General features: G+C 59.6%; 23 protein-coding genes. 9 read left to right on the top strand and 14 right to left on the bottom strand.

Annotation, left to right across the window (positions count from 1 at the left end):
• Window positions 1-100 precede the first annotated feature (100 nt).
• Window positions 101-988, top strand: coding sequence for a LysR family transcriptional regulator (locus RPS27_RS03005; RefSeq protein ID WP_128930033.1), 888 nt, complete (start codon window positions 101-103; stop codon window positions 986-988).
• A gap of 43 nt (window positions 989-1,031) precedes the next feature.
• Here RPS27_RS03005 and RPS27_RS03000 read toward each other — a convergent pair whose 3' ends face one another.
• On the bottom strand, window positions 1,032-2,006 hold the full coding sequence (locus tag RPS27_RS03000; protein WP_237864940.1) for a LysR family transcriptional regulator: 975 nt from the start codon (window positions 2,004-2,006) through the stop codon (window positions 1,032-1,034).
• A 59-nt stretch (window positions 2,007-2,065) separates the two neighbouring features.
• Here RPS27_RS03000 and leuC point away from each other — a divergent pair, with 59 nt between their 5' ends.
• The 7 genes from leuC to RPS27_RS02965 all read left to right on the top strand — a co-directional run bounded on the left by leuC (window position 2,066) and on the right by RPS27_RS02965 (window position 9,775).
• Window positions 2,066-3,490, top strand: a complete 1,425-nt coding sequence (gene leuC / locus RPS27_RS02995) for a 3-isopropylmalate dehydratase large subunit (RefSeq protein ID WP_128930035.1) — start codon at window positions 2,066-2,068, stop codon at window positions 3,488-3,490.
• Window positions 3,487-4,095 (top strand): 3-isopropylmalate dehydratase small subunit, encoded by a 609-nt coding sequence (leuD, locus tag RPS27_RS02990; RefSeq protein ID WP_128930036.1) that lies wholly within the window; start codon window positions 3,487-3,489, stop codon window positions 4,093-4,095. The genes leuC and leuD overlap by 4 nt, the downstream gene beginning before the upstream one ends.
• A 44-nt stretch (window positions 4,096-4,139) precedes the next feature.
• On the top strand, window positions 4,140-5,489 hold the full coding sequence (locus tag RPS27_RS02985; protein ID WP_128955141.1) for a 2-hydroxycarboxylate transporter family protein: 1,350 nt from the start codon (window positions 4,140-4,142) through the stop codon (window positions 5,487-5,489).
• A 24-nt stretch (window positions 5,490-5,513) separates the two neighbouring features.
• Complete coding sequence (locus RPS27_RS02980) at window positions 5,514-6,728, top strand: mannonate dehydratase (RefSeq protein WP_164933591.1); 1,215 nt, start codon at window positions 5,514-5,516, stop codon at window positions 6,726-6,728.
• A 21-nt stretch (window positions 6,729-6,749) separates the two neighbouring features.
• Window positions 6,750-8,057, top strand: coding sequence for a lipase family protein (locus RPS27_RS02975; RefSeq protein ID WP_232995552.1), 1,308 nt, complete (start codon window positions 6,750-6,752; stop codon window positions 8,055-8,057).
• 282 nt (window positions 8,058-8,339) lie between these two features.
• The gene (locus RPS27_RS02970) at window positions 8,340-8,660 is read left to right on the top strand and encodes a putative quinol monooxygenase (RefSeq protein WP_128930039.1); all 321 of its coding nucleotides are present in this window, start codon (window positions 8,340-8,342) and stop codon (window positions 8,658-8,660) included.
• A gap of 83 nt (window positions 8,661-8,743) precedes the next feature.
• Entirely contained in the window at window positions 8,744-9,775 is a 1,032-nt protein-coding gene (locus RPS27_RS02965; RefSeq protein WP_128930040.1) for an aldo/keto reductase, read from the top strand.
• 146 nt (window positions 9,776-9,921) lie between these two features.
• On the opposite strand, the gene RPS27_RS02960 is transcribed toward RPS27_RS02965, so the two are convergent.
• The 10 genes from RPS27_RS02960 to RPS27_RS02915 form a co-directional block, all read right to left on the bottom strand.
• Window positions 9,922-10,818, bottom strand: a complete 897-nt coding sequence (locus tag RPS27_RS02960) for a hypothetical protein (RefSeq protein WP_128930041.1) — start codon at window positions 10,816-10,818, stop codon at window positions 9,922-9,924.
• Between the two features lie 58 nt (window positions 10,819-10,876).
• A complete protein-coding gene (locus RPS27_RS02955; protein ID WP_128930042.1) occupies window positions 10,877-11,611 on the bottom strand; it encodes an amino acid ABC transporter ATP-binding protein in 735 nt (244 codons plus the stop codon).
• Window positions 11,595-12,242 (bottom strand): amino acid ABC transporter permease, encoded by a 648-nt coding sequence (locus RPS27_RS02950; RefSeq protein ID WP_128930043.1) that lies wholly within the window; start codon window positions 12,240-12,242, stop codon window positions 11,595-11,597. The genes RPS27_RS02955 and RPS27_RS02950 overlap by 17 nt, the downstream gene beginning before the upstream one ends.
• 15 nt (window positions 12,243-12,257) lie before the next feature.
• Window positions 12,258-12,941 (bottom strand): amino acid ABC transporter permease, encoded by a 684-nt coding sequence (locus tag RPS27_RS02945; protein ID WP_128930044.1) that lies wholly within the window; start codon window positions 12,939-12,941, stop codon window positions 12,258-12,260.
• 34 nt (window positions 12,942-12,975) lie between these two features.
• Entirely contained in the window at window positions 12,976-13,773 is a 798-nt protein-coding gene (locus tag RPS27_RS02940) for a transporter substrate-binding domain-containing protein (RefSeq protein ID WP_128930045.1), read from the bottom strand.
• Window positions 13,774-14,127: 354 nt separating this feature from the next.
• Complete coding sequence (locus tag RPS27_RS02935) at window positions 14,128-14,922, bottom strand: shikimate dehydrogenase family protein (RefSeq protein ID WP_128930046.1); 795 nt, start codon at window positions 14,920-14,922, stop codon at window positions 14,128-14,130.
• Window positions 14,923-14,939: 17 nt separating this feature from the next.
• Window positions 14,940-15,413: a nuclear transport factor 2 family protein gene (locus RPS27_RS02930; RefSeq protein ID WP_128930047.1), complete on the bottom strand. Its 474-nt coding sequence runs from the start codon at window positions 15,411-15,413 to the stop codon at window positions 14,940-14,942.
• A 4-nt stretch (window positions 15,414-15,417) separates the two neighbouring features.
• The gene (locus tag RPS27_RS02925; RefSeq protein ID WP_128930048.1) at window positions 15,418-16,146 is read right to left on the bottom strand and encodes a ribonuclease activity regulator RraA; all 729 of its coding nucleotides are present in this window, start codon (window positions 16,144-16,146) and stop codon (window positions 15,418-15,420) included.
• A gap of 138 nt (window positions 16,147-16,284) precedes the next feature.
• On the bottom strand, window positions 16,285-17,391 hold the full coding sequence (locus tag RPS27_RS02920) for a mandelate racemase/muconate lactonizing enzyme family protein (RefSeq protein ID WP_128955142.1): 1,107 nt from the start codon (window positions 17,389-17,391) through the stop codon (window positions 16,285-16,287).
• A gap of 17 nt (window positions 17,392-17,408) precedes the next feature.
• Window positions 17,409-19,061, bottom strand: coding sequence for an IclR family transcriptional regulator C-terminal domain-containing protein (locus RPS27_RS02915; protein WP_128930050.1), 1,653 nt, complete (start codon window positions 19,059-19,061; stop codon window positions 17,409-17,411).
• A gap of 221 nt (window positions 19,062-19,282) precedes the next feature.
• On the opposite strand from RPS27_RS02915, the gene RPS27_RS02910 reads away from it, so the two are divergent.
• Window positions 19,283-19,942, top strand: coding sequence for a type IV toxin-antitoxin system AbiEi family antitoxin domain-containing protein (locus RPS27_RS02910; protein WP_313753859.1), 660 nt, complete (start codon window positions 19,283-19,285; stop codon window positions 19,940-19,942).
• Between the two features lie 218 nt (window positions 19,943-20,160).
• On the opposite strand, the gene RPS27_RS02905 is transcribed toward RPS27_RS02910, so the two are convergent.
• The 3 genes from RPS27_RS02905 to RPS27_RS02895 form a co-directional block, all read right to left on the bottom strand.
• A complete protein-coding gene (locus RPS27_RS02905; protein ID WP_128930051.1) occupies window positions 20,161-20,751 on the bottom strand; it encodes a mobile mystery protein B in 591 nt (196 codons plus the stop codon).
• Entirely contained in the window at window positions 20,748-21,200 is a 453-nt protein-coding gene (locus tag RPS27_RS02900; RefSeq protein ID WP_128955143.1) for a mobile mystery protein A, read from the bottom strand. Before RPS27_RS02900 ends, RPS27_RS02905 begins: the two co-directional genes overlap by 4 nt.
• A gap of 246 nt (window positions 21,201-21,446) precedes the next feature.
• Window positions 21,447-22,364, bottom strand: a complete 918-nt coding sequence (locus RPS27_RS02895; RefSeq protein WP_128930053.1) for a LysR family transcriptional regulator — start codon at window positions 22,362-22,364, stop codon at window positions 21,447-21,449.
• Window positions 22,365-22,438 lie beyond the last annotated feature (74 nt).

Genomic DNA, 22,438 nt, shown 5'->3' with positions numbered 1-22,438 from the left:
CTCCGACGATCACAGGGCTGTCACCATGTTTGGTCGCTTCACGATTTTGGATCATTATCTGTTTTGGGATGGATTCATTTCCTATATGTTGATGATCTGAATGGATACGCTGGTCAGCATGAAGGTCTTTTGCCTGGTTGCCGAGCTCAAGAGCTTTGCAGCCGCGGCAGAGCGGCTGGGCATCTCGCCCGCCATGGCGAGTAAGCATGTGATGCAGCTTGAGAAGCGTCTGGGCTCACGGCTGCTCAACCGCACGAGCCGACGCGTCAGCCTGAGCGAAAGCGGCGCATTATATTTCGAGCAGACGCGTCAAATGCTCGAGTCCCTGGATGAGGTAGAGGCGGCCGTCAGCAACGTGACCGTAGTTCCTCGCGGCACATTGCGGCTAACCGCACCGGTCTGGATGGCCAATCCGAAGTTTTCGAAAGTCTTGGCAGACTATCAGGCTCGCTATCCACAGGTGCGGCTGAACATCGATCTCAGTGGACGATTGGTCAATCTGGTCGAGGAAGGTTTTGACCTGGCCTTGCGTGCGACGGGCACGCCTGACGAGGCATTGATCGCGCGGCCGATCACAAGGGTCCCATTTTATATGGTTGCCACGCCCGCTTATCTCGATCGCGCAAAGCGCCCGAAGAATCTGGCTGAATTGTCCGGACACAGCCTCTTGCACTATGCGCTGCACTCTCCAGGCGAGAGTATCACCATCCAGGGCGAAAGTGGGACGCAGACTATCAAATTCAACCCCGTTTTGCTCAGCGGCAACGAGACTCTGCTGCACCTGGCCGCCCTGGAAGGCATGGGGCTCGCGGTGCTGCCCAAATGGCTGATCAGCGAGGATCTCGCCGCCGGGCGCCTGGAACAAGTGCTGCCGGAGCAGAGCATCTTCGAAAGCCAATTGTTCGCGGTTTATCCGACGCGCAAATACCTCTCAGCCAAGGTCCGGACATTTATCGACTTCATCGCTGCTGATAAGCGACTGAGATAGCCGGGCCAAAAGCGTGACTGCTGCGGCATCAACTTTACTTACGTCATCGTGAATGTGTGGCTGCTTTCTCGATGTGCTGCCAGAATGCCTCCGCCGCCTGGGCGAGCCGCAGTTTAGGCCGGAATACGTGGATCTCGATCGGCACGTACCACTGCTGCCCGCCTGCCGCGACAATCTCGCCAGAGGCAAGCTGATCACTGATCAGGCTTTCCGGCAGCCACGCCATGCCCCGGCCTGCCTGAACCATCGTGACCAAAAGCTTCGCCAGATGCGACGTGAATGTTGTGTGAAGATGAGCTTGCAAGGGGGAGGTGGCACGCACCGCTTCCAGGATCCGTCCCATCCCTGATTCTGAACGGAAGCTCAAGAACTGTACAGGCGCGCCCTCCGTTCCCGGAAGCTTGAAGCGAGGCTTGCGGTTGCGGCGCGAAACCGGCACCGATGCGGGGATCAGCCGATCGTCACCAACATGCAGCGAGCGAAAATGCGACGGCGTCAACGCCGTCGTGGCGGCCGGATGATAATGGCAAAGCAAAAAATGGGCATCGCTCGCCAAGAGGATCCGTTCGCAGCCTTCCATATGATTGGCAACGAGCTGTACGTTGGGCACGAATGGTAGCTCGGTCTCGATGCGACGCAGCCAATCCGGAAAGAACGTCAGCGACAGCGCATTGGTCGAGGCGAACTTCAGTACGTCCGAGGCACCGCGCGCCCGCTCCTGCGCCTCGAGCCGGCCGGCACTCAATCTGCGCACGATATCGTCAGCAGTGTGACGAAAGGCTTCACCAGCGGGCGTCAGATTGACGCTGTGCGTGGTGCGATCGAGCAGCGATGCGCCAGCCCAGACCTCGAGCGCCTGTATCCTCCGGCTGAGCGCCGGCTGGGAACAGTTTCGCTCCTCTGCGGCCCGTGAAAAACTGCGCGCTGTCGCAACCGCGATGAAATCGTATAACCAGTTGATCTCCATGGAGAGCTCTCGTTTATGCAGGCCTTGCATAACGATATCAGCATCCGGCATTGGATTTCTAGTCGCGCGCGCGTCACGGTGGCCGGAAAGAAGCTTTGGAGGAAGGCGGGATGGCCGCGCGCACGTTGTATGACAAGCTGGTGGACTCCCATGTGGTCCGCAATCTGGATGATGCCGGGCTCGTCCTGCTGTACGTCGACCGAACCGTCCTCAACGAGTATACCAGCCCCCAGGCGTTTGCCGGCCTGCGCGCCGCGGGGCGGAAAGTTTGGAATCCCAAAGCGGCGCTGATGGTGGTCGATCACGTCAACCCTACAGCCGCACAACGCACCCGCGCCATGCCGGATAGCGGCGCCGCGCGCCAAGTTGACTACTTCGCTGAAAACGCCCGGGATTTCGGCATCGAATATTTCGATATTCTCGATCCGCGCCAAGGCATCGAGCACGTCGTCGCCCCCGAGCAGGGCCTCGTCATGCCAGGTATGGTCATCGCCGCCGGCGACAGCCACAGCACCGCCTATGGCGCCTTCGGCGCGCTCGGCTATGGCATCGGGACCTCCGATATCGAGCACTATCTTGCAACCTCGACGGTGCGCTACCGACGCCTCAAAACGATGCGCATCCACCTCACCGGAGACGTCCCGTTCGGGGTCACGCCGAAAGATATCGTCATGGAGATCATCCGGCGGATCGGCGCCGACGGGGCTACTGGCTATGCCGTTGAGTTCACTGGCCCCGTCGTCTCAAACATGAGCGTCGAAGGCCGCATCGTCATGTCCATCATGATCGTCGAAGCGGGCGCGCGTGGTGTCGTGGTCGCCCCGGACCAGAAGGTGCTGGACTATTTAAAGGGCCGGCCGCGCGCGCCAAAGGGCGAGATGTGGGAGCGAGCGGCCAAGAAATGGCTGACGCTCGCCTCGGACCCCGATGCCCGGTTCGACCGCGAGGTTGCGCTCGATGTCGCGGATGTCGCCCCTCTCGTCACCTGGGGAACCAGCCCCGACCAGGCAATTGCAGTGACCGATATTATCCCCGATCCTGCGCAACAGGTGGCGCCTGAACGCAAGGCCGCGGCCCTTCGCGCCCTGAGCTATATGGGGCTTCGAGCCGGTGATCCCATTCAATCCGTCCCGATCGATTTTGCGTTCATCGGCTCCTGCACGAATTCGCGCATCGAGGATTTGCGCGACGCGGCCGAGGTCTTTCGTGGCCGCCGTGTTGCGGCCGGTGTACGGGCAATCGTAGTGCCGGGATCGACCCACGTCAGAGCGCAAGCCGAGGCTGAAGGCCTTGCAAAAGTGTTCACGGATGCCGGCGTCGAATGGCGGCAATCCGGCTGCTCGATGTGCCTTGCCATGAATGACGATGTGCTCAAGCCCGGAGAGCGGTGTGCGTCCTCGACCAACCGAAATTTCGAAGGCCGCCAGGGACCAGGCGCCCGCACGCATCTCATGAGTCCGGCAATGGTGGCCGCGGCCGCGGTCACCGGCCACATCGCTGACGTTCGTTCACTGCTGGGAGTTGCAGGCCAATGATGCCATTCGATCAAGTTTCAGGCGTCGCTGCACCCATGATGTCGCCAAACATCGACACCGACGTGATCATGCCCAAAATGTTTCTTAAGGGCGTGGACCGGAGCGGGCTGGGCGAGGGCGCCTTCAATCTGCTGCGCTTCTCCGCCGGTAAACCCAATCCCGAGTTTATTCTCAATCAGGACGGTTATCGCAACGCTTGCTTCCTCGTGGTCGGCCCAAATTTCGGCTGCGGTTCGAGCCGCGAGCACGCGGTGTGGGGGCTTCAACAGCTCGGCATCCGGGCATTGATCGGCACCAGCTTCGCCGGGATATTCAATGACAATTGCGGCAACAACGGCCTGTTGACGATCTCGCTCGAACCCGATCTCGTAGCTGAGATCGCTAACGCTGTGGCACATCGTGAGCGCAACGACGTCTTCGTTGATCTTGCAGCGCAGACGATCCGCTTCGACCGTGGCCGCCGCCCGATCAAATTCGACATCGAGCCGACGAGGAAAGAGGCGTTCCTGACGGGCCGGGATTTCGTCGCATCAACCCTGGTCCTTGCTGACGACATCCGCGCTTTCGAAGCACGCCATGCTGCGGAGAATCCCTGGATCTTCTGACTGGCAAGCCAGTCCTCGCGGCCAGCAGACTGGCCGCAGCCCGGATGACGAAAATAACAAAATTGGAGGGAACTTTGGTTGACACGACTTTTCGTCCGGCCGCGCCGGAGGCAATCCCTTCGACGAAGCTCAACGGCGTCAAGATCGGCCCGTTGCCAATCAGCATATACGTCGGAGCGGCCATCGTCTGTGCTGCCGCGGTTTACTCTGGAAAGCTCCCGAACGATGTGATCGGCGGTCTCCTGGTCCTCATGCTGCTCGGCTTTCTGCTGGGCAAGCTTGGCCAGACGATACCGGTTCTCAAGCAGATCGGTGGGACCGCGATCCTATGCCTGTTCGTTCCGGCAGCACTGGTAAGCTATGGCTTGATGCCGGATGCCGCCCTTAAAGCAATCACCACGACGTTCCGGACCGCCAATTTTCAATACTTCTTCATCGCCTGTCTCGTCGCAGGCTCAATCCTCGGAATGCCCTACCGCGTCTTGGTTCAAGGCTTCATCCGCATGTTCGTTCCGCTTCTGATCGGGACCATTGCCGCCGTCTCGGCCGGCATTCTGGTCGGGCTGGCATTCGGGTATACTCCCAAGGACACGTTCTTCTTCATCATCATTCCGATCGTCGGCGGCGGCCTTGCCGAGGGCGTATTGCCGCTCTCCATTGCTTATTCCGAGATCTTGCAGCGGCCGCAAGCCGATCTTGTCGCACACATGGTGCCTGCGGCATTGCTCGGCAACGTGGTCGCAATCGTTTGCGCCGGGCTTCTTGCGCGCCTTGGCGAGAGACGGCGCGATCTGAGCGGGCAGGGCATGCTGGTCAAGACCGGCGACAATGACATCCTAGGCGACGTGCGGCCCGATCGGCCTATTGATCTCGGATTGCTGGGAGCAGGTATGGTGCTGTCCTGCGGTCTATTCGTGCTTGGCATGACCCTAGCGCCATTTACAGGGATACCTGGACCGATCATGATGATCATCGCGGCGGTCGCGTTGAAGCTGACCAAGATCCTACCGAACGAGATGGAGCTCGGCGCCTACCAGATCAACAAGTTCATGTCGACCAACCTGACCTTTGCGATCCTCGTCGCCATGGGCGCATTGCTGGTCAAATGGGAACAACTCGTCGCCTCCTTCAACCCGGGATACATCATGATCTGCACCGCGACCGTGCTGGCCATGATTGCCTCCGGCTTTTATGTCGGCAAGTGGCTAAACATGTATCCGGTCGAGGCTGCGATCGTCACCGCCTGCCATTCGGGACTGGGCGGCACCGGGGATGTTGCCATCCTTGGCGCCGCCGATCGCATGGGCCTCATGGCATTCGCCCAGATCGCCACTCGTGTCGGCGGGGCGATCATGATTGTGATCGCGACCCTGCTGCTGAAGTCGCTATCCTGATCTGGCGTGTTGGAGATGCAACAAATGGATCGGCGCGACTTTACAAAGGCCCTATTGGCCATGTCCGCCAGCGCTGGCATGTCAGGTGCAGCGGTCGCGGAGCAGGAGCCAAGCGGCGGCGTCCCTTCGCTTGCCGTGCGCGTCAACGACAAGATCAGGCTGGGTGGCCAACGCAACTTCGACAGAGGACCGGTGACCTCGCGGCAGAACATGCAGTGGCACCAGCGGTGGGGCATTCGCTATCTCGATGTCTCGCTGGAGACGAGAAACGCCGCTCCGGACGTCTTTGGAAGCGATACGCCCGACGAGGGTGCGCTTGCTCGCGCTCAGGCGCTCGGCACGGGCATGGGAGGCGCGCGGCTTCAGCCCACCACGCGCTGGAGCCTCGAAGGCATGATGCGCATCGCCGACACGCTGCAGAAAAACGATCTCATCTGGGAGAGCATCCGGATGGATTCGGCGTACATCGCGATGGCGCCGGGGCCGGAACGCGACCGTTATCTGGATCTGATTTGCGAAAACGTCCAAACCGCCGGCCGCGCCGGGGTCAAGATCATCAGCTATCATTGGAATTTGACCCCGATCCGGCGCAATCGCAAAGTTCAGGGCCGTGGTGGGTCGGAATACGACGCGTTCAAGCTAGAAGACAATTGGCGCGACCTCCCGCCGACCCCTGCAGGCCGTGTCTCAGCGGACGACTATTGGGAGCGCCTGCATGTTTGGGCGTCCCGCGTCATCCCCGTGGCCGCGGAGAGCGGGGTCAAAATGGCTTGCCACCCCTACGATCCGGGCGGCCTGCCTCTCGGCTATCTCGGTGTCGACAGCTTCGATGCCGGCGATTATGCGAACGCGCTGCTCAAATACGAGAAGCTGTACGATTCACCTCATAATGGCTTTCAATACGATACCGGGGTCTCACGGGAATCGATGCCTGAAGGGGTTGATCAGCTTGCGCTGTTATACGGTTTGATCAAGAGAAAGAAGATTCATCAGATCCACTTCCGCAATGTCCGCGCCAGCCAGAACGACTTCGTCGAGGTCTATCATGACGAGGGCGATGTGGACTTGTTCAACATCATTCGCCTGCTTCGCGACAGCGGCGGCTCACTGCTGGCCGATCATAGTCCGCGTCATCAGGATGATCCCTCTTACGTGATAGGCTTTGCGTTCGCAAACGGCTACATTCTCGGCCTCCTGCGCGCTGCCCATGAAGAGGCGCTCAAGTCCATCGCACGATAGCCCGTTATGGAACCAGATCGGATGAAGAAAATGAACAGGCTGCTAAAGCTCAATCCCAACAGGTTCACAATGAAGTCGGTGCTCGCAATCTCGATCCTTTCGGCCTTGGCATTATCCGAGGCCTTCGCGCAGAACACCGCGCTGCCGACTGGCCCCCAATGGGGCGATCAAAACCTATCGGCTTTTTATCGTTGGACCGATCCGCTGCCCACAAGGCCGGGCGTGATGCTGCGTGAAGAGCCAATGAAGGCCCAGCCGGAGATCACGAAAGCGGCTCTCGCCGAACGCATTCTCTACAGTTCGACGGATGTACGTTGGCACGCCGGGATCGTACCGGTGAGCGGGACACTGTATCTGCCGGTTGGAGAACCGCCGGCCGGAGGCTGGCCCCTCGTGGCCTGGGCTCATGGCACGCTGGGCGTTGCGGACGTGTGCGCGCCGTCCTGGGCCGGGCACAAGCCGCGCGATGCAACCTACATCCAAAAATGGCTAGAGAATGGGTTTGCGGTCGTTGCCACCGATTACCAGGGTCTCGGCGGTCCCGGCCCGCATCCTTACCTGATCTGGGAAGCTGAAGGGCATTCCGTGCTCGATGCCGTCCGGGCAGCGCGCGCCGCCCATGGCGACAAGCTCGCTCCCAAGGTCTTCATCAGTGGTCAGTCGCAAGGCTCAGGCGCAGCTTTGGGCGCAACAACGGTCGCACCGAACTATGCGCCAGATGTACCCTTGCTCGCCACAGTCGCCACAGGGGTCGTGTCGACCTTTCCCGACGGCCCTTACCGGCCTGCGGAGGCATTCAAGGTTGGCTCGCCGATTTACCTCACCCTCATGATGCTCGGCGGTTCGCTTCCCGATGAGGCACCCCCCGTAGACAACCTCGTGACTGACAAGGGAAGGCTCGTCTTACGCGCAGCACGAGAAGGCTGCACCGGCGAGATGCGCGCGATCGCGCAGAAAGATACTGTCACCGCCGACAACGCCTATGTCCAACCGATCGCGAACATCGAAGCGAGCCTTGCGTCTCCGACCGACATGAAGCCCGTGCGGCTGCCGGTGCCCGTTCTGCTTGGCACGGGTCTGGCCGATTCAGTACTGCCGCCCCGTCGCCAATATGCAGCCGTGGCGGCCTTATGCTCGGCCGGAAACGAGGTCGTTTGGAACACCTATCCTGGTGCCACTCACAACGGGGGCCTGATTGCCGCTTTCCCGGACGCATTGGCGTTCTTCAAACAGACACTTGAAGGCAAAAAGACGCCAAGCAACTGCGCGCGCATTACCGAGCCGGGGCTTCCGACGACACCGGCGCCTGGTATACCCTTCAATGACTGACTAGCGGTTCTTTGCATCTTAGCGCATCGGTTTGCACGAACCGATGCGATCCAAGCCAGGCAGTCCTTTCTGAGAAGCTCTGGGCTGCCGGTTTGACCTGCGCCTTCGGCTAAATTGAGCCCCTTCCAAGTGCGCCAGGGGAGGCTTTCGTTGGGTTAGTCTCGTCGAGCGCGATCCTTTCGATTTCTAGCGCTCGCGCCCGTGACGACCGGCGGCTTATTTCTTGTTTCTTATCGGTCGGCATATGCCGCGACCGTCTCTCCGCTCTTGAGGTAGAAAGCCATGTCAGGAACTTTAGCCATCGTCGCGCGCTTTGTCGCGAAGGCGGGTTGTGAGGAGGAATTGAGGGCTACACTACTAGAGGCTGCGGCAATCGCCCTGGCGGAGGAGCCTGGCTGTCGTCGCTTCGAAATCCTGCAGGCGGTTAATCCTGATGGCGTGGTGCTGCCGGATACTTTCATGTCCAATGAACTCTTCGACGACTACGAGGCCGTCGAGGCGCACCGTAACTCCAGGCACGCTCCCGTCCGCAAGGCTCGGATCCGTGCTCTTGTGTCGAGCCAGACCCGGATCGAGATGGGCGCTGTGATTGATGAAGTCTGATGACGCTCCCCCGAGATCGAGCATCCAAAATGAGCCGCTTTGCAACGAGGCAAGCACAGGGTGCTTATGGCTAGGACAATGTGATGGAACATAGGGGTGTCGGCCGTTCAGGGCTGAGGATCCCAGCCCTGGCCTTTGGGACAGCGACTTTCGGCGGTGGGAACGAGTTCTTTCGCAAGTGGGGCACGACCGATCTATCGGAGGCCCGACGGCTCGTCGACATATGCCTCGATGCGGGGCTGAATCTCTTTGACACCGCCGACGTCTACTCGATGGGCGCGGCGGAAGAAATCCTCGGAAAGGCTCTGGGCTCACGCCGATCGCAGGCCCTGATCGCCACCAAGCTCGGCTACCGCTCGCATAGCGGGCCGAACGGAATGGGGGCGAGCCGGCAGCACATCATAATGGCGTGCGAGGCCTCGCTGAAGCGACTTGGCTGCGATCACCTCGACCTGCTGCAACTCCACGGCTATGACGAAAATACACCGATCGAGGAAACACTGCGCGCCTTCGAGGAACTGATCAAGGCCGGGAAGGTCCGCTATATTGGGGCGTCTAACTTCTCCGGATGGCAGCTGGCCAAGATGGCCACCACCGCTGACTGGCTTGGCTTGCCGCGCCCCATCTCGCATCAGGTCCACTATTCCTTGCTGTGCAGGGACTATGAACACGAATTGATGCCCGCGGGTTTCGATCAGGGCATAGGCGCCATCATATGGAGCCCGCTATCCGGCGGCAAGCTTAGCGGCAAGATCAGCCGTGACCGGCCGCCGCAGGCCGACAGCCGAGCGGCGAAATTCGGAGGCCTGACCGAGCGCGACGCCAAGCTCTTTGACATCGTGGATGCGCTCAACGATATCGCGCAGGAGCGCGGGACAAGCGCGTCTCAAGTTGCGATCAATTGGCTACTCGCCCGGCCAACCGTCTCAAGTGTCGTCATTGGCGCCCGCACGGCCGAACAGCTCGTTGAAAACATCGCAGCCCTCGACTGGCAACTTTCCATCAAGGAGGTGGAGCGCTTGAACCAAGTGAGCGCCTCGCCAGCACCCTATCCCTATTCACATCAGTCTATGTTCCCTGAATTACTTCGTCCGCTCAGCGGAATCTCTCGGTAATGCATGCAACTGGCAGGCTAGGGTCTCGCAATGTTTGGCACTTTCGAACAATGCTCGCCTGAACGGTCCATCCCTGCCGGGGCGCGGCGCTTGCAAAGGGAGACCAAATGTCCGACGCCATCCGCAGCTTTGACCATCCGCGGCTATCAACTCATGGAAATCACAACAGAGCCCTTCAGCTCGTCTCCGGGTTCCAGAATCACAGTTCCAGTGTCAGCACAACCGCGAGCGAACAGGTTGAACCCGTCCGCAACGTGGCTGACGGGCTCTGCGCATAGATGTGCGGCATCAGCGGGCCGATGCAGCACAAAATGCGAAAATGCAGGATCCCCTCGCATTTCAATCCGATCACCATTCGAGCGGTGAATAACGCAGAGCCCGCGCCATCCACTGCGATAAAGCGTCACCTCACCGGGCGGCAATGAATCTGCTGTGGGCCCGGCAGAATGGGCATCCGGCAGCGCGGCGAGATAGTCCGTCGTCACGGCCCAGTCGATCGGTGCGTCAAACTCTATGTTGTCATCGACTTGGTGCTCGAAATAGGGATGCAGGCCGATTCCACCCGGCATCGGCGTCTGCGCCTCGTTTCGAAGATTGAGACAAAATATGGCACGCGAGGGTTCAAGTTCGACCTTAAGAGTTGCGCTGAACGCCCAAGGCCAGTCGGCGCCTCCCTTGTGCGAGTATCGCATCGTCACCTGCGATGGCGTCAGCGAGATCGTCTCCCAAGGCATCCTGTGCGCATGCCCGTGCAACGTATGCGGCAGCGCGTCGGGATGGGCCGCAAGCTCGTACCGCTTACCCTGGAAGAGAAGAACCCCATCCCTCACGCGGTTGCTATAGGGGACGAGGGGATAGATACCACCCTTGGGCCAGCGCAGTAACTGAGCGGGCTCTACCCCGGCCGGGAACGGACGCAAGACCCGTCGCGGCAAGCCGCTACCCTTGCTGCTGCACAGCTCGAGAGAGGTCACGCGTCCGCCAGCGGACGCCGAGAAGCCAAGTCGAGCCGCACCGGCCGTCAAAAGCTGGTTGGTGATCATAGAACGCCATTCAAACCATTTGAGATGGACCGTTTGAGCGCCCGTTCACTGCCGCAGCTTAATGCTCAGCTGATTCGGCGACGAACGCCGCCAGCTCGGGCGTCGCAGGCATCCGCAGGATGTCCGACGATCCCATTTCGTGCACCTTGCCATCGCGCATATAAATGACGCGGTCCGCCACCTTGCGGGCAAAGGCCATTTCATGGGTCACCAGGATCATGGTCATGCCGTCGGCCGCGAGCTGCTCCATGACACGCAACACTTCTCCCGTAAGCTGCGGGTCGAGCGCTGAAGTCACTTCATCGAACAGCATCAACTTAGGCTCCATGGCAAGGCTGCGGGCAATGGCTACGCGCTGCTGTTGCCCGCCGGAAAGCTGTTCCGGATAGCAGTCCATCTTCTCCCGCAGCCCCACTTTGGCGATCACAGTATCCGCAATTTCGCGGGCCTGCCGCTGCTTCATGCCTTTTACCATGCGCGGGGCCAACATGATATTTTCGGCCACGGTCAGGTGCGGGAAGAGGTTATAGCTTTGAAAAACGATTCCGACATCGCGTCTCAAAGACTTCAAGTCGATGTCGTCATCATGGAGCTCGTGGCCGCAGATCAGCATCGAGCCGCCTTGGATGGTCTCCAGGCGATCCATGCAACGTAGCGCCGTGCTCTTGCCCGATCCGCTCTGGCCGATGATAGCGGCGACTTCGCCCCTGTTCACCTCAAAGGTGACACCTTTAAGGACTTCCAGCTCGCCAAAGCTCTTGCGCACGTCCTTTAATTCAACGATTGGCGACATTGAGTTTCCTTTCGAGGGCTCTGCTTTGAACCGACAGCGGATAGCAGATCGCAAAGTACATCAGGGCAGCGATGCCGAAGTAGAGAAACGGCTCAAATGTTGCGTTGTTGATGATCTTTGCGTTGTAGGAGAGCTCGGCGTATCCGACCACAAGTGAGGCGATCGATGTGTTCTTGACGATCTGGACCAAGAAGCCGACTGTCGGTGGAATGGCAATGCGCAGAGCTTGCGGCAGGATGACAGCCCTCATGCGCTGCCAGCGCGTCAGGCCGAGGCACTCTGCGGCTTCCCATTGCGGCTTCGCCACCGCCTGAATGCAGCCGCGCCAGATCTCGCCCAGATAGGCGCTGCTGTAAAGTGTGAGCGCGAAGGTCGCTGCCGTCAGCGGAGATAAGGAGTCGTAGCCCAAAATGCTCGGCCCGTAAAAGCACAGACCCATGAGGACGAGCAACGGAAGTCCCTGCATGATCTCGATATAGGCCGCCGCCCCGCGCGAAATCGCCCAATTCCGCGAGATGCGTGCCAGAGCGACGATGAAGCCGGCGATGCCGCCAAACAGGAAAGTTAACAGGCTCAATACGACCGTCGCCCATAGCCCCTGGAGCAACGAGAGAATGTAGGCGCTATTCATCTGCTATCTCCATGCTCACAGCGGGGTTCCGAGCTTGCGGCGGCGAGGAAACATCGCAAGCCCGAGGAGAGCAAAACCCCCACGTACCAGTATGGCGAGACCTAGATAGATGCCGCCGAGCACGACGAAGATTTCGAAATTGCGATAAGTCTCGCTCTGGATACGGTTAGAGATCCCGAATAGCTCCTCAACGCCAACCGAGGACACGATGCTCGAGGCCAGCATCAACAGAACATACTGGCTCGACAGCGCCGGATAGACGCGCTCCAGCGCTGGCCGAATAATCACATGCAGATAGGTTTGGGTGCGCGACAGTCCAAGGCAGGTCGCCGCCTCAAGCTGGCCGCGATGGATCGATTCAATGCCCGCACGCACGATCTCAGTCGTATAAGCTCCGATATTGACCGTCAGCGCGATGGTCGCACCAACCAGGATGGGCAACCGAATTCCCATGCTCGCAATGCCAAAGATTAGGAAGTAGCACTGCACGAGCAGCGGCGTATTGCGGATGAACTCCACATACAAGGAGACGATCCAACGGGCCCAGGTTGGCCCGCCGGTCCGGACCACGGCGCAGGCACCACCTAAAAGGATGCCGAACACCGTGCAGAATAAAGTGAGCCGTAGCGTCGTCCAGATACCCTCCAACAGGAGCGGCCAATAAGCCAGCACGGCTGCGAAGTCGAAATTGTAAGTCATAGGACTTTGCTCGTTTCAAGGGCCGTAGGCCATGTCATTGAGACGCGGCGATGACTTCCTGGGGCAGGTCGGCGCCCTGAAACTTCTTGAAGATCGCTTGGAGTTTTCCGTTGGCGATGTTCTTCTTCACCCAGCTGTCGACCCATTCCTTCAGATCCGTATCCTCCTTACGCATGCCAACACCCATAGGCGCGGTCCGAAGCGGCAGCTTCAGCTCAAGCTCTTTGGCCGGGTTCTTCTTATTGATCAGGTCGACAAGGGTCGGCACCTGCGCGACCAAGTCAAGCTGGTTGGACACGACCGCCGTCATGGTCGTTGCTTCATCCTCAAAGCGCACGATTTCCGCATCTCGCGGGGCCGCCGCAGTCACATCCGCATCGTTCGTCGTGCCGCGCGTGACGGCAATGCGCTTTCCCGACAAATCAGCGAACGTCTTGATCTGCATGCTCTTCGGTGCTGCCACATAGGACGTCGCTCCAGAATATGGCAGCGAGAACGCGATCAGCTTCTTGCGCTCATCAGTGATCGACAAGGCCGAAAGGACTGCGTCTGCGCGATGCGACATCAGGAAAGGAATGCGATTGGCGCTGTTCGTCCCCACGATCTCCATCTTCACGCCGAGATCGGCAGCCAAGAGCTTAGCTGTTTCGACTTCCGAGCCAGTGGGATTGAGGTCTTCGTCCTTGAATGCCCAGGGAGGGACACTGAGATCGACGGCGATGCGAATGATACCCGCGGACTTGATCTTCTCAAGCGTCCCGGCTGTCGCTGTTTGCCCCAAGAGGGCCAGCGAGACAACAGCAGCTGTCAAAACTCTAGCAAGAGTCTTCATTTTCAATCCTCCCGATGGCAATTGACTGTTCGAATTAGAGCTACGCCCAGATTTTCGGCTAGAAGAGGTCGATTCGGACTCGGTATTCGGAGCGCATCCGCTTCCGCCCCGGCGTTATTCTCGTCGCGGCGGTGCCAGGCAGAGCGACCACTCAGGGAGCAGGCGGCGATCGATTCCTTTGGCCCGACCGCCTCGATGGCGTTCGCAAGTGTCTCCTCCAGAGTGCCAAGTATTGTTGTTATGATTGCGCGAAACGTTAGCGAGCGCGGCTTTCAACGTGAAGCCCGTCTTTCATTGTCCGCGAGAGATCGTCTCACTTCGTGAGACTGTCGCCGTTAGTGAGCGGTCTGATGCTCAATGACCAGAGGTCATGAAGGAGAACAGAAGCGCGATCTGTCCATCCAGCATGTGCGTGCCGTCTCGCGTGGCGCAGCCAATCTTGGCTGCCTCCGACAGGAGCCTTGTCGGGACCGGATCGGTGATAACGTCGGCAACGATCATGTGCGGCGCAAGTTGAGCGGGATCGACTGGTAGCGGGTCGCCGTCCCGCAAGCCTGCCGACGTCGCATTGACGACAATATCGCAATCGCGAGGAACGGCAGTATCGATGGAGACCTTGCCTGGATATGCCTTACTAAGCCTGTCAAACAGGCTGTTCTGGTTTGACGCGTCGAGGTCGTGGAAGGTCAACCGGCGGGCGCCTTCTTCGAGCATGGAGACGCCGATCGAGGAGCCTGCACCGCCCGCGCCGACCATGAACACGTTTTTGCCGGCGATGGCATGGCCCGCCTTCTTCAATCCGGCAGTCAGACCGGCACCGTCGAAATTGTCGCCGAGCCAGCGGCCGTCCTGTTCTCGTCGCATGGCGTTGATCGCCCCGAGGACCTTGGCGCGATCAGACAGGCGGTCGCAATGCGCGATCGCCCCGAATTTGTGTGGCAGCGTGATAAGAATACTGTCGATGTTGAGCATTGCTTTGAGGGCCGCCAGAGCCGTGTCAAGATTGCCTCTCTCGACCTGCAGCGGCACCAGCACACCGTCATATCCGGCATCCTCCATTCGCTTGGTCAGCCAGCCCGGTGCCAGCACCTGCGAAATAGGCGAGCCTATTAGCGCATGAACGCGTGTCTTTCCGGTCAGTGAGGTCATGAACAGGCCCGGGCGCTTCAGGACAATTTGGGCGGAGGCGAGGGCGGCGCCATGGCATAGCCCCTGGCCTCATAGTCGAAGTCATGCAGCTTGTTGACTGTCTCGGCCTTGTTGACGGGAGAGGCATAGTAGGCCCGGATCTCGGCAATCCGTGTGACGTCGTCGTTGAAGACGTACCATTCATCGCCGCGCAGCACCTCACCAAGGGCCGTCTTCCAATGGGTCCATTCGATCACCGCTTCGTGGCCGTCCGAGCTGGCCAGAACCTTCTCAATGGTCCAGCGCGATCCCATCGTTTTGACACACCAGACCCAGCCGTCGGCTATTGCCTGAGCGCCGCGCCAGGGCGCACCAGGCAGGCCGGGTGGGAAATAGTGGACAGCATTGCTCGTGAAGCAGTCCAGCAGCGCCTGGTGATCGGCATCGTTGCAGGCTTGAAAGTATCGGCGGATCAAGGCCTCCGCCTGCGCGGCTTTCGTGAGCGCACCCATCGCTTTACTCCGCCGCTCGCCGGGCTCGCCATTCCGCGTATTCCTTCAGCGTTGCCTCGTTCGGCGGGTAGGTGCCCCAAAGAGGCGCGCCAGCATCGATCTTGGTGAATAGAAATCTCTCGCGCAGCTCCTGCTCATGAGACTCCTCCGCCACCTCCTCGGCGATGGCACGTGGGATGACGACGACGCCATCGCTGTCCCCGACGATGATGTCGCCGGGGTAAACGGCAACATCGGCGCAGCCGATTGGCAATTGCATGTCAACCGCGCGATGATAGGCAGGGCGCGTCGAGGCCGTGTTGGCCCTGCAGTAAGCGGGAAACGCCATTTTTGAGATTTCTGTCCCGTCGCGGAATGCGCCGTCGGTAATGGCTGCCGCAACGCCCTTGCGCATCATGCGCGTCATCAACATGTTGCCGGCCGATGCGGCACGCGGGTCGTTGCGGCTGTCGATCATCAGGACTTGGCCTGCACCAATCGCCTCCACGGCCTCCCACTGCATATTGTCCTCACCCCGCTTGCGGAGATCAGAAAGATCCCAGTCCTTGTCTTCCCGCGAGGGAATGAAGCGCAAGGTGAAAGCCTCCCCGGCAAACGCACCAGCGCTCGGATTGAGCGGCGTGATCCCAACCAGGAATTGCTGACGATAGTTGCGCTTGAAGAGCTGCGTGGTCAGCGTCGCTGTCGAGCAGGCCTTCAGCTTTTCGAGGGTTTGGGAAGCAATCGGAGCCATGCGTATCTACCTCCAAGAACGGAATCTAAACCAGCGCAAGCAGTGCAATGCTTGCCTTCAGGCATCACCATAGCGGCAGCAGTGCTCGGCGGAAGGCCTATCAAGCTCGCAGCGAGTGCGCCGTCTCACATGTTGAGATCAGGTGCGGGGAGCGTAGCGCTTGAGGACATCGAGATCTGGTTCAAAGCCGATGCCGATGCGATCAGATGCGCTGACAACCCCCTTCACCGGCTTCGGTGTGCTCGCGAGCCACACTTCAGGGTCGACGAACAGGAACTCGATCAGCGTCTTCTCCTGCATCAAAGGCAGCATCGCCAGGGTCGCAAGATATCCCGGCCCGAAGTAAGGCGTATGTGGCATGACGCTCTTACCGTGTCGCTCGCATGCGGCCAAGATCTTGACGAATTCGGAGATCCCGCCGACTTTTGTCATACTCGGCTGTGGATAGGTAACAGCGTTGATGATCCGCATGAAATCAAAGGCCGTGCTGGCGTTCTCACCGCTGCCAACGGGGATTGCGGCCTTCTCAATCTCCTCCATACTCTTGTAGTCGTCGGGCGGGAATACCGGCTCCTCCACCCACAAGGTGTTGCAGGCGCGGAACGTTTCTCGCAAAGCGATCGTCTCCTGCATGGACCAGGCGCAATTGGCGTCAACCATCAGCGCGACACCGGGCCCGATGACCTCGCGCGCGTGCCTGATTACATCCGGGGCGATCTCGTGAAGCTTGATGTGCCGGTAGCCGCGCTCGAGCGCCCGCTTGCATTGCTCAGCGACGAGGTCCTTGTCGCCATACCTGACGAGGCTCGCATAGGCCGGCCGGTGCGTCGGCGCATTCGCCCGGAAAAGCCGCCATAGCGGCACGCCCTGCCGTTTCGCCTTCAAGTCCCACAGCGCGATGTCGACCCCTGACAGCGCGAACATGGTTATGCCGTAGCGTCCAAAGAGATGAAGTTTCTTTTGCACCTCCAGGTTCCAGGCAGCGATATCGTCGATGGCTGCCTCGGTCACAAACGGCGCGATCATGTGATCGACGGCCGCGCGCACCGCCTCCAAGCAGAAATAGGCAAAGGCATCGCCCCAGCCGACATGCCCATCCTCATCTTCGATACGAATCAGCACCATGTCGAGGCGATGCCAGCGGGACGGCGTGCCGCCCGTGCCCGGGCCGCCATCGGCGAACGGAATGCGCACCGGAAAGGTTTGCAGTGAGATGATCTTGGGTACGGTGTTGCTTTGGGGCATAATGCGAGTGGCCTGGGTCAAAGCCTTGCGACTGGATCGGCGAGGCCGCGCTCGCCGACATCGATCGACAGGAGGTGTCCCGAAAGAGGAGCATTGGCGAGGCTTTCGCGCGACAGGCCGGTGCGGGCACTGGTCACGAAGAGCTCGGACAGGGAGGCTCCTCCAAACGCGATACCGGTTGGTCTTGGCACGGGGAGGGCGACGGTTCGCTCAATCTCTCCGCTCTCATTAAGCTTCACGACGCTCCAGCCGTCCGACAATCCAACCCATGGGTTAAATTGCTCGTCGACGGCGAGGGCGCAAGGAGCGCCCGCGACCTTCGGAATATCGGCGAATTTTCGCTTTCGCGCCGCCTTTCGCTCAAGCAGATAGACGCATTGACGCGATGGCTCCGTCGCGAACAGGCCGGCATCACCGCAAAAGGCGATGTCGCTCACCTGGCCTTGCACTTCGAACACCGGTTCCATCCCCGATTGCCGTCGCCACGGTCCAACCAGGCTTATGTTGGCCTCGGCGCTGTAGGCTGCTGCCCAGATCTCACCAGCCTCCGAGACGCGCAGCACTTTGAAGGAAATACCCGGCTTTCCTTCAATGCGCTCCTGGCCGCCCGATAAATTGTCGATCACGATGTCATGGCCAACTGAATAGGCGACGCCGCCCTCGACAAGGCACAGCGAGTTGATGCCCTCAGAGAGCGCCTGCAGCGAGACGGTGAAGGGATGCCCGCCGTCGGCGCGGATAGCAGGCGCCAACAGGTCGGCCCAAACCAAGTTCTGCGCGCGCGCATCCCAGCGCGGCGCCGCGCCCACAAAGGCTGTGCTCTTCGTCCAGACCTTGTAATTTCCCGGATCATGCCGAGCGCTCTTGATGGCAGGTGCGAGCAGGCTCGAAATCCGTCTTGCGACATCAACGAGCTCTTGCCCTAATCGTTCGGCGCGCTCGGCGGTGATGCGAAAAGTCGGGCCGGCCACGCTGATGGCCGCAAGCGGTTTGCCGGCGGGATCGAGAATAGCCGTTCCGACGCAGCGGGTGCCGAGAACTATCTCTTCGTCATCGATCGCATAGCCGCGCGCACGGACGATGGCCAGATGTGCCTTCAACTGCTCGCCGTCACAAATCGTCTTCTCGGTAAACTTGGCAAGCCCGTCGCGGACCACCAAGTCGAGTTGCGCGTCGGAGAGATGAGCGAGGATCGCCTTGCCCTGGCTTGTGCAATGCATCGGTTTAAGCGCGCCGAGCCTCGCATTGGATCGCTCGGAATGTGCGCTCTCGAAGCGGCCGAGCGAGAGCACGTGGTGACCGTCTTGAACCGCGAGATAGGCGGTCTCACCGGTCAAATCGCGTAAGCGCCTCAACTCTACGGACGCAATTGACGCAAGGTCAGACGACGACCAAGCATTCTGTGCAAGATCGAGAAAGTTGAAACCAAGCGTGTAGGCCTGGGTGCGCGGATCTGCCCGGATCAGTCCACGCGAGATCAGCGCCGCAAGGATGCGATACAGGGTCGCCCTGGGGATGCCCGTCTGGTCCGCAAGACGCGCCTGGTCGAGGACGCCGGGTGATCTGCCGATCAGCTCGAGAATATCGCAGGCCTTTCCCAGAAGCGCCGTCCCGGCGACATTCTTAGGATGGATCAGCTCCGGCGACCACTCGACTTCGTGTTCAGACATGGCCCAATTTTAGGTTCACGAGACGAGACCATCCAGCCTGTCGCAGGCTTGGTGCGCCTCATCCAGCCGGGTTGCCCACATGGTGAGACCCGGAGGGGCAGATTCCGAGCCAGTGAAGCGAGGGGTTATGTGCTTGGTTTCAAAAAGGCATTTGTCTTGTGGGAACGTCGCATTGATATAACTCCTTGTGCAAAATCTTGACACTTGCAAGGTTTTGTATCATGCGGGTTTCCATGAGGAAGCAACCACAACGCCAGAGGGATAGGGCGATCTCGCTTCTTCAGAAGCGGGGCATGATGCGCCTTTCTGAATTTCTCCAGGAAGGGATCACGGCCGCAACCATTTCCCGAATGGAACAGAAGGGCACGCTCAATCAGCTCAGCCGCGGCCTTTACCAGCTACCCGATGCACTGCTCGACAGTAACCACTCGCTCGCAGTTGCTGCGAAACTCATTCGAAACGGCGTCATCTGTTACGAGTCTGCGCTCGCCTTCCATGAGCTGACAGACCGCATCCCGCCCTATGTATGGATGGCGATCGGTCCGCGCGACTGGCGGCCCAAGATTGCGCGGCCTCGCATTCAAATTACGCGCTTTGGTCCCAAGGAGTTTGACAAGGGGATCAAGCATTACACCATCGAAGGGATCTCGGTACCGATCTACACACCGGCCAAAACTATCGTCGATCTCTTCAAGAGCGGCCAACGTCAAAAAGCCTTCTACAACGTCCCCACAGGCCTTGCGCACGCCACGCAAGCGATGAAAGACGCGATCAGACTGCGCAAAGCGACACCCTCCGAAATCGCAAAATACGCCGCCGAAGCCGGCATATGGGACAAAATCGTTCAGCCGCGCCTTGAGACGCTGACCTTGAATGCGTAGGCCGCTGACGAATGTCGGAGCATCCATCCGTGGCCGCCTGCTCAATCTTGCAAACAGCGTAACGAGCCTTTCGATCTCTTGCTCACACAGTATGCGTTCGAACGGCTGCTCTACAGGCGAAATCTGCGGATCCCTGCTGTTGATTCCGACGTAGACCGAGTTAGCTAAGGAAAGCGCCTTGGTTTAGTTAGGGTTTGCCCGATGGTGGGCCGGGCATTTTATGATCGCGCGAAAGCGATGAGGGGCCCGAAATCATGGTTGTCGGCAGCCTGAAGCGCTGCAATGTAGGCCCTGCGTGCGGTGCCGGCTGTCTGCAAGCCGGCGGCGCCCCATGTAAAGCGCCGGCCCCCAAGCTGCACGATCAACAAGTCAGCAGCCAATCGTGACCAGCGACCGTTGCCGTTTGGGAACGGATGTACGGATACGAGGCGGTGATGGAAGCGAACCGCAAGTTCGTCCGGTGGATAGGTGTTGTTCTCAATCCAATACCTTGCGTCGTCGAGCACCTGATGCAGCGAAATTTCGATCAGATGTGGCGCGACACCAAGATTGCGCTCCGTCGTTCGAAATTTTCCAGCCCAGCGCCAGACGCGTTCGAACATGCGCCGATGCAAACTCTTGAGAAAACTTTCCCGCGTCGGAACCTTGCGGCGGCCAAACGCCCAGCGGTTTGCCGTCGCGATGTTCTGCTGCTCCAGTTCGTTCAACTCGCTACGTAAGGTAATGTGCGTTGGGATAAGATCTTCGCGCTCCTGAGGGGTCAGCGGTGTCGCGTGATCGTCGGCGGCATGCAGATCAGTCTCAGTCATTCGTCGTCCCAGAGGCGCGCGGGGCGTTTCAACAAATCCTCGATCGCTTGTTCCCGAAGCGCGCGGGCAGCCTGATTGTCCTCCACCGCTTGGTCCTCGAGCCGCATCGTTTGCTCGATAGCTCGTGATTGCCGCTCGGCGACCTCAGCAGCTCGCTTGGTTACAACTTCTGCGAGGGGGCGGTCGGGTACAAGCACATAGACCAGCCTGCAGCCGAGGGCCTCGGCCGCGCGTTGAAGCGTATTGAGGGTTACGCTGCCGCCTTGCTCGGATTTTTCGAGTTCCACGATGCGTGGCTGCGAAACCCCCAGCCTCTTGGCATATTGGGCGGTGGTCATGCCGAGGGCGTCGCGGATCGCGCGAATCCAGCCCTTGGGAGGGCGCTGGGAGTGCGAGAGCGCTCGGAGCGCGGCAAAGCGGCTGTCGAGATGCCGGATAGCGTCTTTCATCCGATAAGATATACCATATAACGAGCTGATAAATCTATAAGGAATACCATATTAATATTTCCCGCGGTAATAAGCTTTTTCTTATAATACACAAGGTTGACAATAAGATAAATCTTATCGAAGTGACGCAGGGCCTTCACTACGACCTTTCGTCAACCATTTAACATCATTGCAGAAGTAAGCGACGAGCCACCCCAGGGCGGCGGTGGCGGACCGAATCCGGGTCCGCGTTCTGGTTAGTGGCCTCTAGGGCTGCAGCTGCAAGGGCCGGCGGACACCGCTGCCCTCGTCCCGAAAGGCAAGCTCGCGCAGGCGCGGTAAAACAGGATTGCGATTGTCACTTCTCCAGATGGCGTGCAATTCAGCAAAGATAGAGCGCCCAAAGCGGATAGGCCGAAACACGACATTGTCGAAGCAGGCATTGCGGGTCTCTCCGGGAACAATCGCAAGACCCAACCCCGTGCTGACCAGCGCGAGGATGGCTTGTGCCTGGCTCATCGACTGCACGACATTCGGCCGGATGCCGGCGGCTCCAAACGCCATGGTCAGCAGCGAGTTCATGTAGGGGCCAGCGCTCGAATACATGATGAAGGGTTGCCCATCGAGCTGCTCAAGCTCGGGCCGGCGCCGCCCCGCGAGCGGGTGATCGAGTGGCAGGGCGAGCGCCAGCTCCTCGCGGAACACGCATGCGCTTCTGACCGTCTCGGCCGTCTGCAATGGGCGCACCAAGCCGAAATCGATTTGCCCTGATTTGAGAGCTTCGAGCTGCTCGCGCGAGGTCAGCTCGACAAAGCTTGCTTCGATGTGCGGTAGTTCGCTGCGCAAGCACGAGGCAAGCCAAGGCAAATACCCGTAAGTTGTAGCACCCACGAAGCCGATCGTCAGGGCACCACCAGCCAATAAGGCTGCTTGTCGCGCAGCCTTCACCGCATTCTCCCGTTGCTGAAGCAGCCCTCGCGCTTCAGAGAGAAACGCCCTTCCAGCGACGGTCAGCTCAACCGACCGGCTCGTTCGCTCAAGCAGCGTCACATCGAGCTGTTGCTCGAGCATCTGGATGTGCCGGCTGAGTGGCGGCTGAGTCATGTTGAGGCGCTTGGCCGCTCGCCCGAAATGAAGCTCGTCGGCAACCGCAACAAAGGCACGAATTTGTGCAAATTCGATCATTGATAACTTTAAGGTATTAGCTCGATCCAAAATTGAGTTTAGACGTGAATTGATCCTGCGTCTAGGTTGGGCTC

The organism is Bradyrhizobium sp. WYCCWR 12699, assembly GCF_032144035.1.
GTDB lineage: Bacteria > Pseudomonadota > Alphaproteobacteria > Rhizobiales > Xanthobacteraceae > Bradyrhizobium.
The sequence above is the reverse complement of the archived record's forward strand: the minus strand, read 5'-3'. Positions and strand labels throughout refer to the sequence as shown.

Bases quoted from the DNA above. Each gene is read 5' to 3' on its own strand.
- RPS27_RS03005 (WP_128930033.1), top strand. From the start codon at position 101: ATGGATACGCTGGTCAGCATGAAGGTCTTTTGCCTGGTTGCCGAGCTC.
- RPS27_RS03000 (WP_237864940.1), bottom strand. From the start codon at position 2,006: ATGCCGGATGCTGATATCGTTATGCAAGGCCTGCATAAACGAGAGCTC.
- leuC (WP_128930035.1), top strand. From the start codon at position 2,066: ATGGCCGCGCGCACGTTGTATGACAAGCTGGTGGACTCCCATGTGGTC.
- leuD (WP_128930036.1), top strand. From the start codon at position 3,487: ATGATGCCATTCGATCAAGTTTCAGGCGTCGCTGCACCCATGATGTCG.
- RPS27_RS02985 (WP_128955141.1), top strand. From the start codon at position 4,140: ATGACGAAAATAACAAAATTGGAGGGAACTTTGGTTGACACGACTTTT.
- RPS27_RS02980 (WP_164933591.1), top strand. From the start codon at position 5,514: ATGGATCGGCGCGACTTTACAAAGGCCCTATTGGCCATGTCCGCCAGC.
- RPS27_RS02975 (WP_232995552.1), top strand. From the start codon at position 6,750: ATGAAGAAAATGAACAGGCTGCTAAAGCTCAATCCCAACAGGTTCACA.
- RPS27_RS02970 (WP_128930039.1), top strand. From the start codon at position 8,340: ATGTCAGGAACTTTAGCCATCGTCGCGCGCTTTGTCGCGAAGGCGGGT.
- RPS27_RS02965 (WP_128930040.1), top strand. From the start codon at position 8,744: ATGGAACATAGGGGTGTCGGCCGTTCAGGGCTGAGGATCCCAGCCCTG.
- RPS27_RS02960 (WP_128930041.1), bottom strand. From the start codon at position 10,818: ATGATCACCAACCAGCTTTTGACGGCCGGTGCGGCTCGACTTGGCTTC.
- RPS27_RS02955 (WP_128930042.1), bottom strand. From the start codon at position 11,611: ATGTCGCCAATCGTTGAATTAAAGGACGTGCGCAAGAGCTTTGGCGAG.
- RPS27_RS02950 (WP_128930043.1), bottom strand. From the start codon at position 12,242: ATGAATAGCGCCTACATTCTCTCGTTGCTCCAGGGGCTATGGGCGACG.
- RPS27_RS02945 (WP_128930044.1), bottom strand. From the start codon at position 12,941: ATGACTTACAATTTCGACTTCGCAGCCGTGCTGGCTTATTGGCCGCTC.
- RPS27_RS02940 (WP_128930045.1), bottom strand. From the start codon at position 13,773: ATGAAGACTCTTGCTAGAGTTTTGACAGCTGCTGTTGTCTCGCTGGCC.
- RPS27_RS02935 (WP_128930046.1), bottom strand. From the start codon at position 14,922: ATGACCTCACTGACCGGAAAGACACGCGTTCATGCGCTAATAGGCTCG.
- RPS27_RS02930 (WP_128930047.1), bottom strand. From the start codon at position 15,413: ATGGGTGCGCTCACGAAAGCCGCGCAGGCGGAGGCCTTGATCCGCCGA.
- RPS27_RS02925 (WP_128930048.1), bottom strand. From the start codon at position 16,146: ATGGCTCCGATTGCTTCCCAAACCCTCGAAAAGCTGAAGGCCTGCTCG.
- RPS27_RS02920 (WP_128955142.1), bottom strand. From the start codon at position 17,391: ATGCCCCAAAGCAACACCGTACCCAAGATCATCTCACTGCAAACCTTT.
- RPS27_RS02915 (WP_128930050.1), bottom strand. From the start codon at position 19,061: ATGTCTGAACACGAAGTCGAGTGGTCGCCGGAGCTGATCCATCCTAAG.
- RPS27_RS02910 (WP_313753859.1), top strand. From the start codon at position 19,283: ATGCGGGTTTCCATGAGGAAGCAACCACAACGCCAGAGGGATAGGGCG.
- RPS27_RS02905 (WP_128930051.1), bottom strand. From the start codon at position 20,751: ATGACTGAGACTGATCTGCATGCCGCCGACGATCACGCGACACCGCTG.
- RPS27_RS02900 (WP_128955143.1), bottom strand. From the start codon at position 21,200: ATGAAAGACGCTATCCGGCATCTCGACAGCCGCTTTGCCGCGCTCCGA.
- RPS27_RS02895 (WP_128930053.1), bottom strand. From the start codon at position 22,364: ATGATCGAATTTGCACAAATTCGTGCCTTTGTTGCGGTTGCCGACGAG.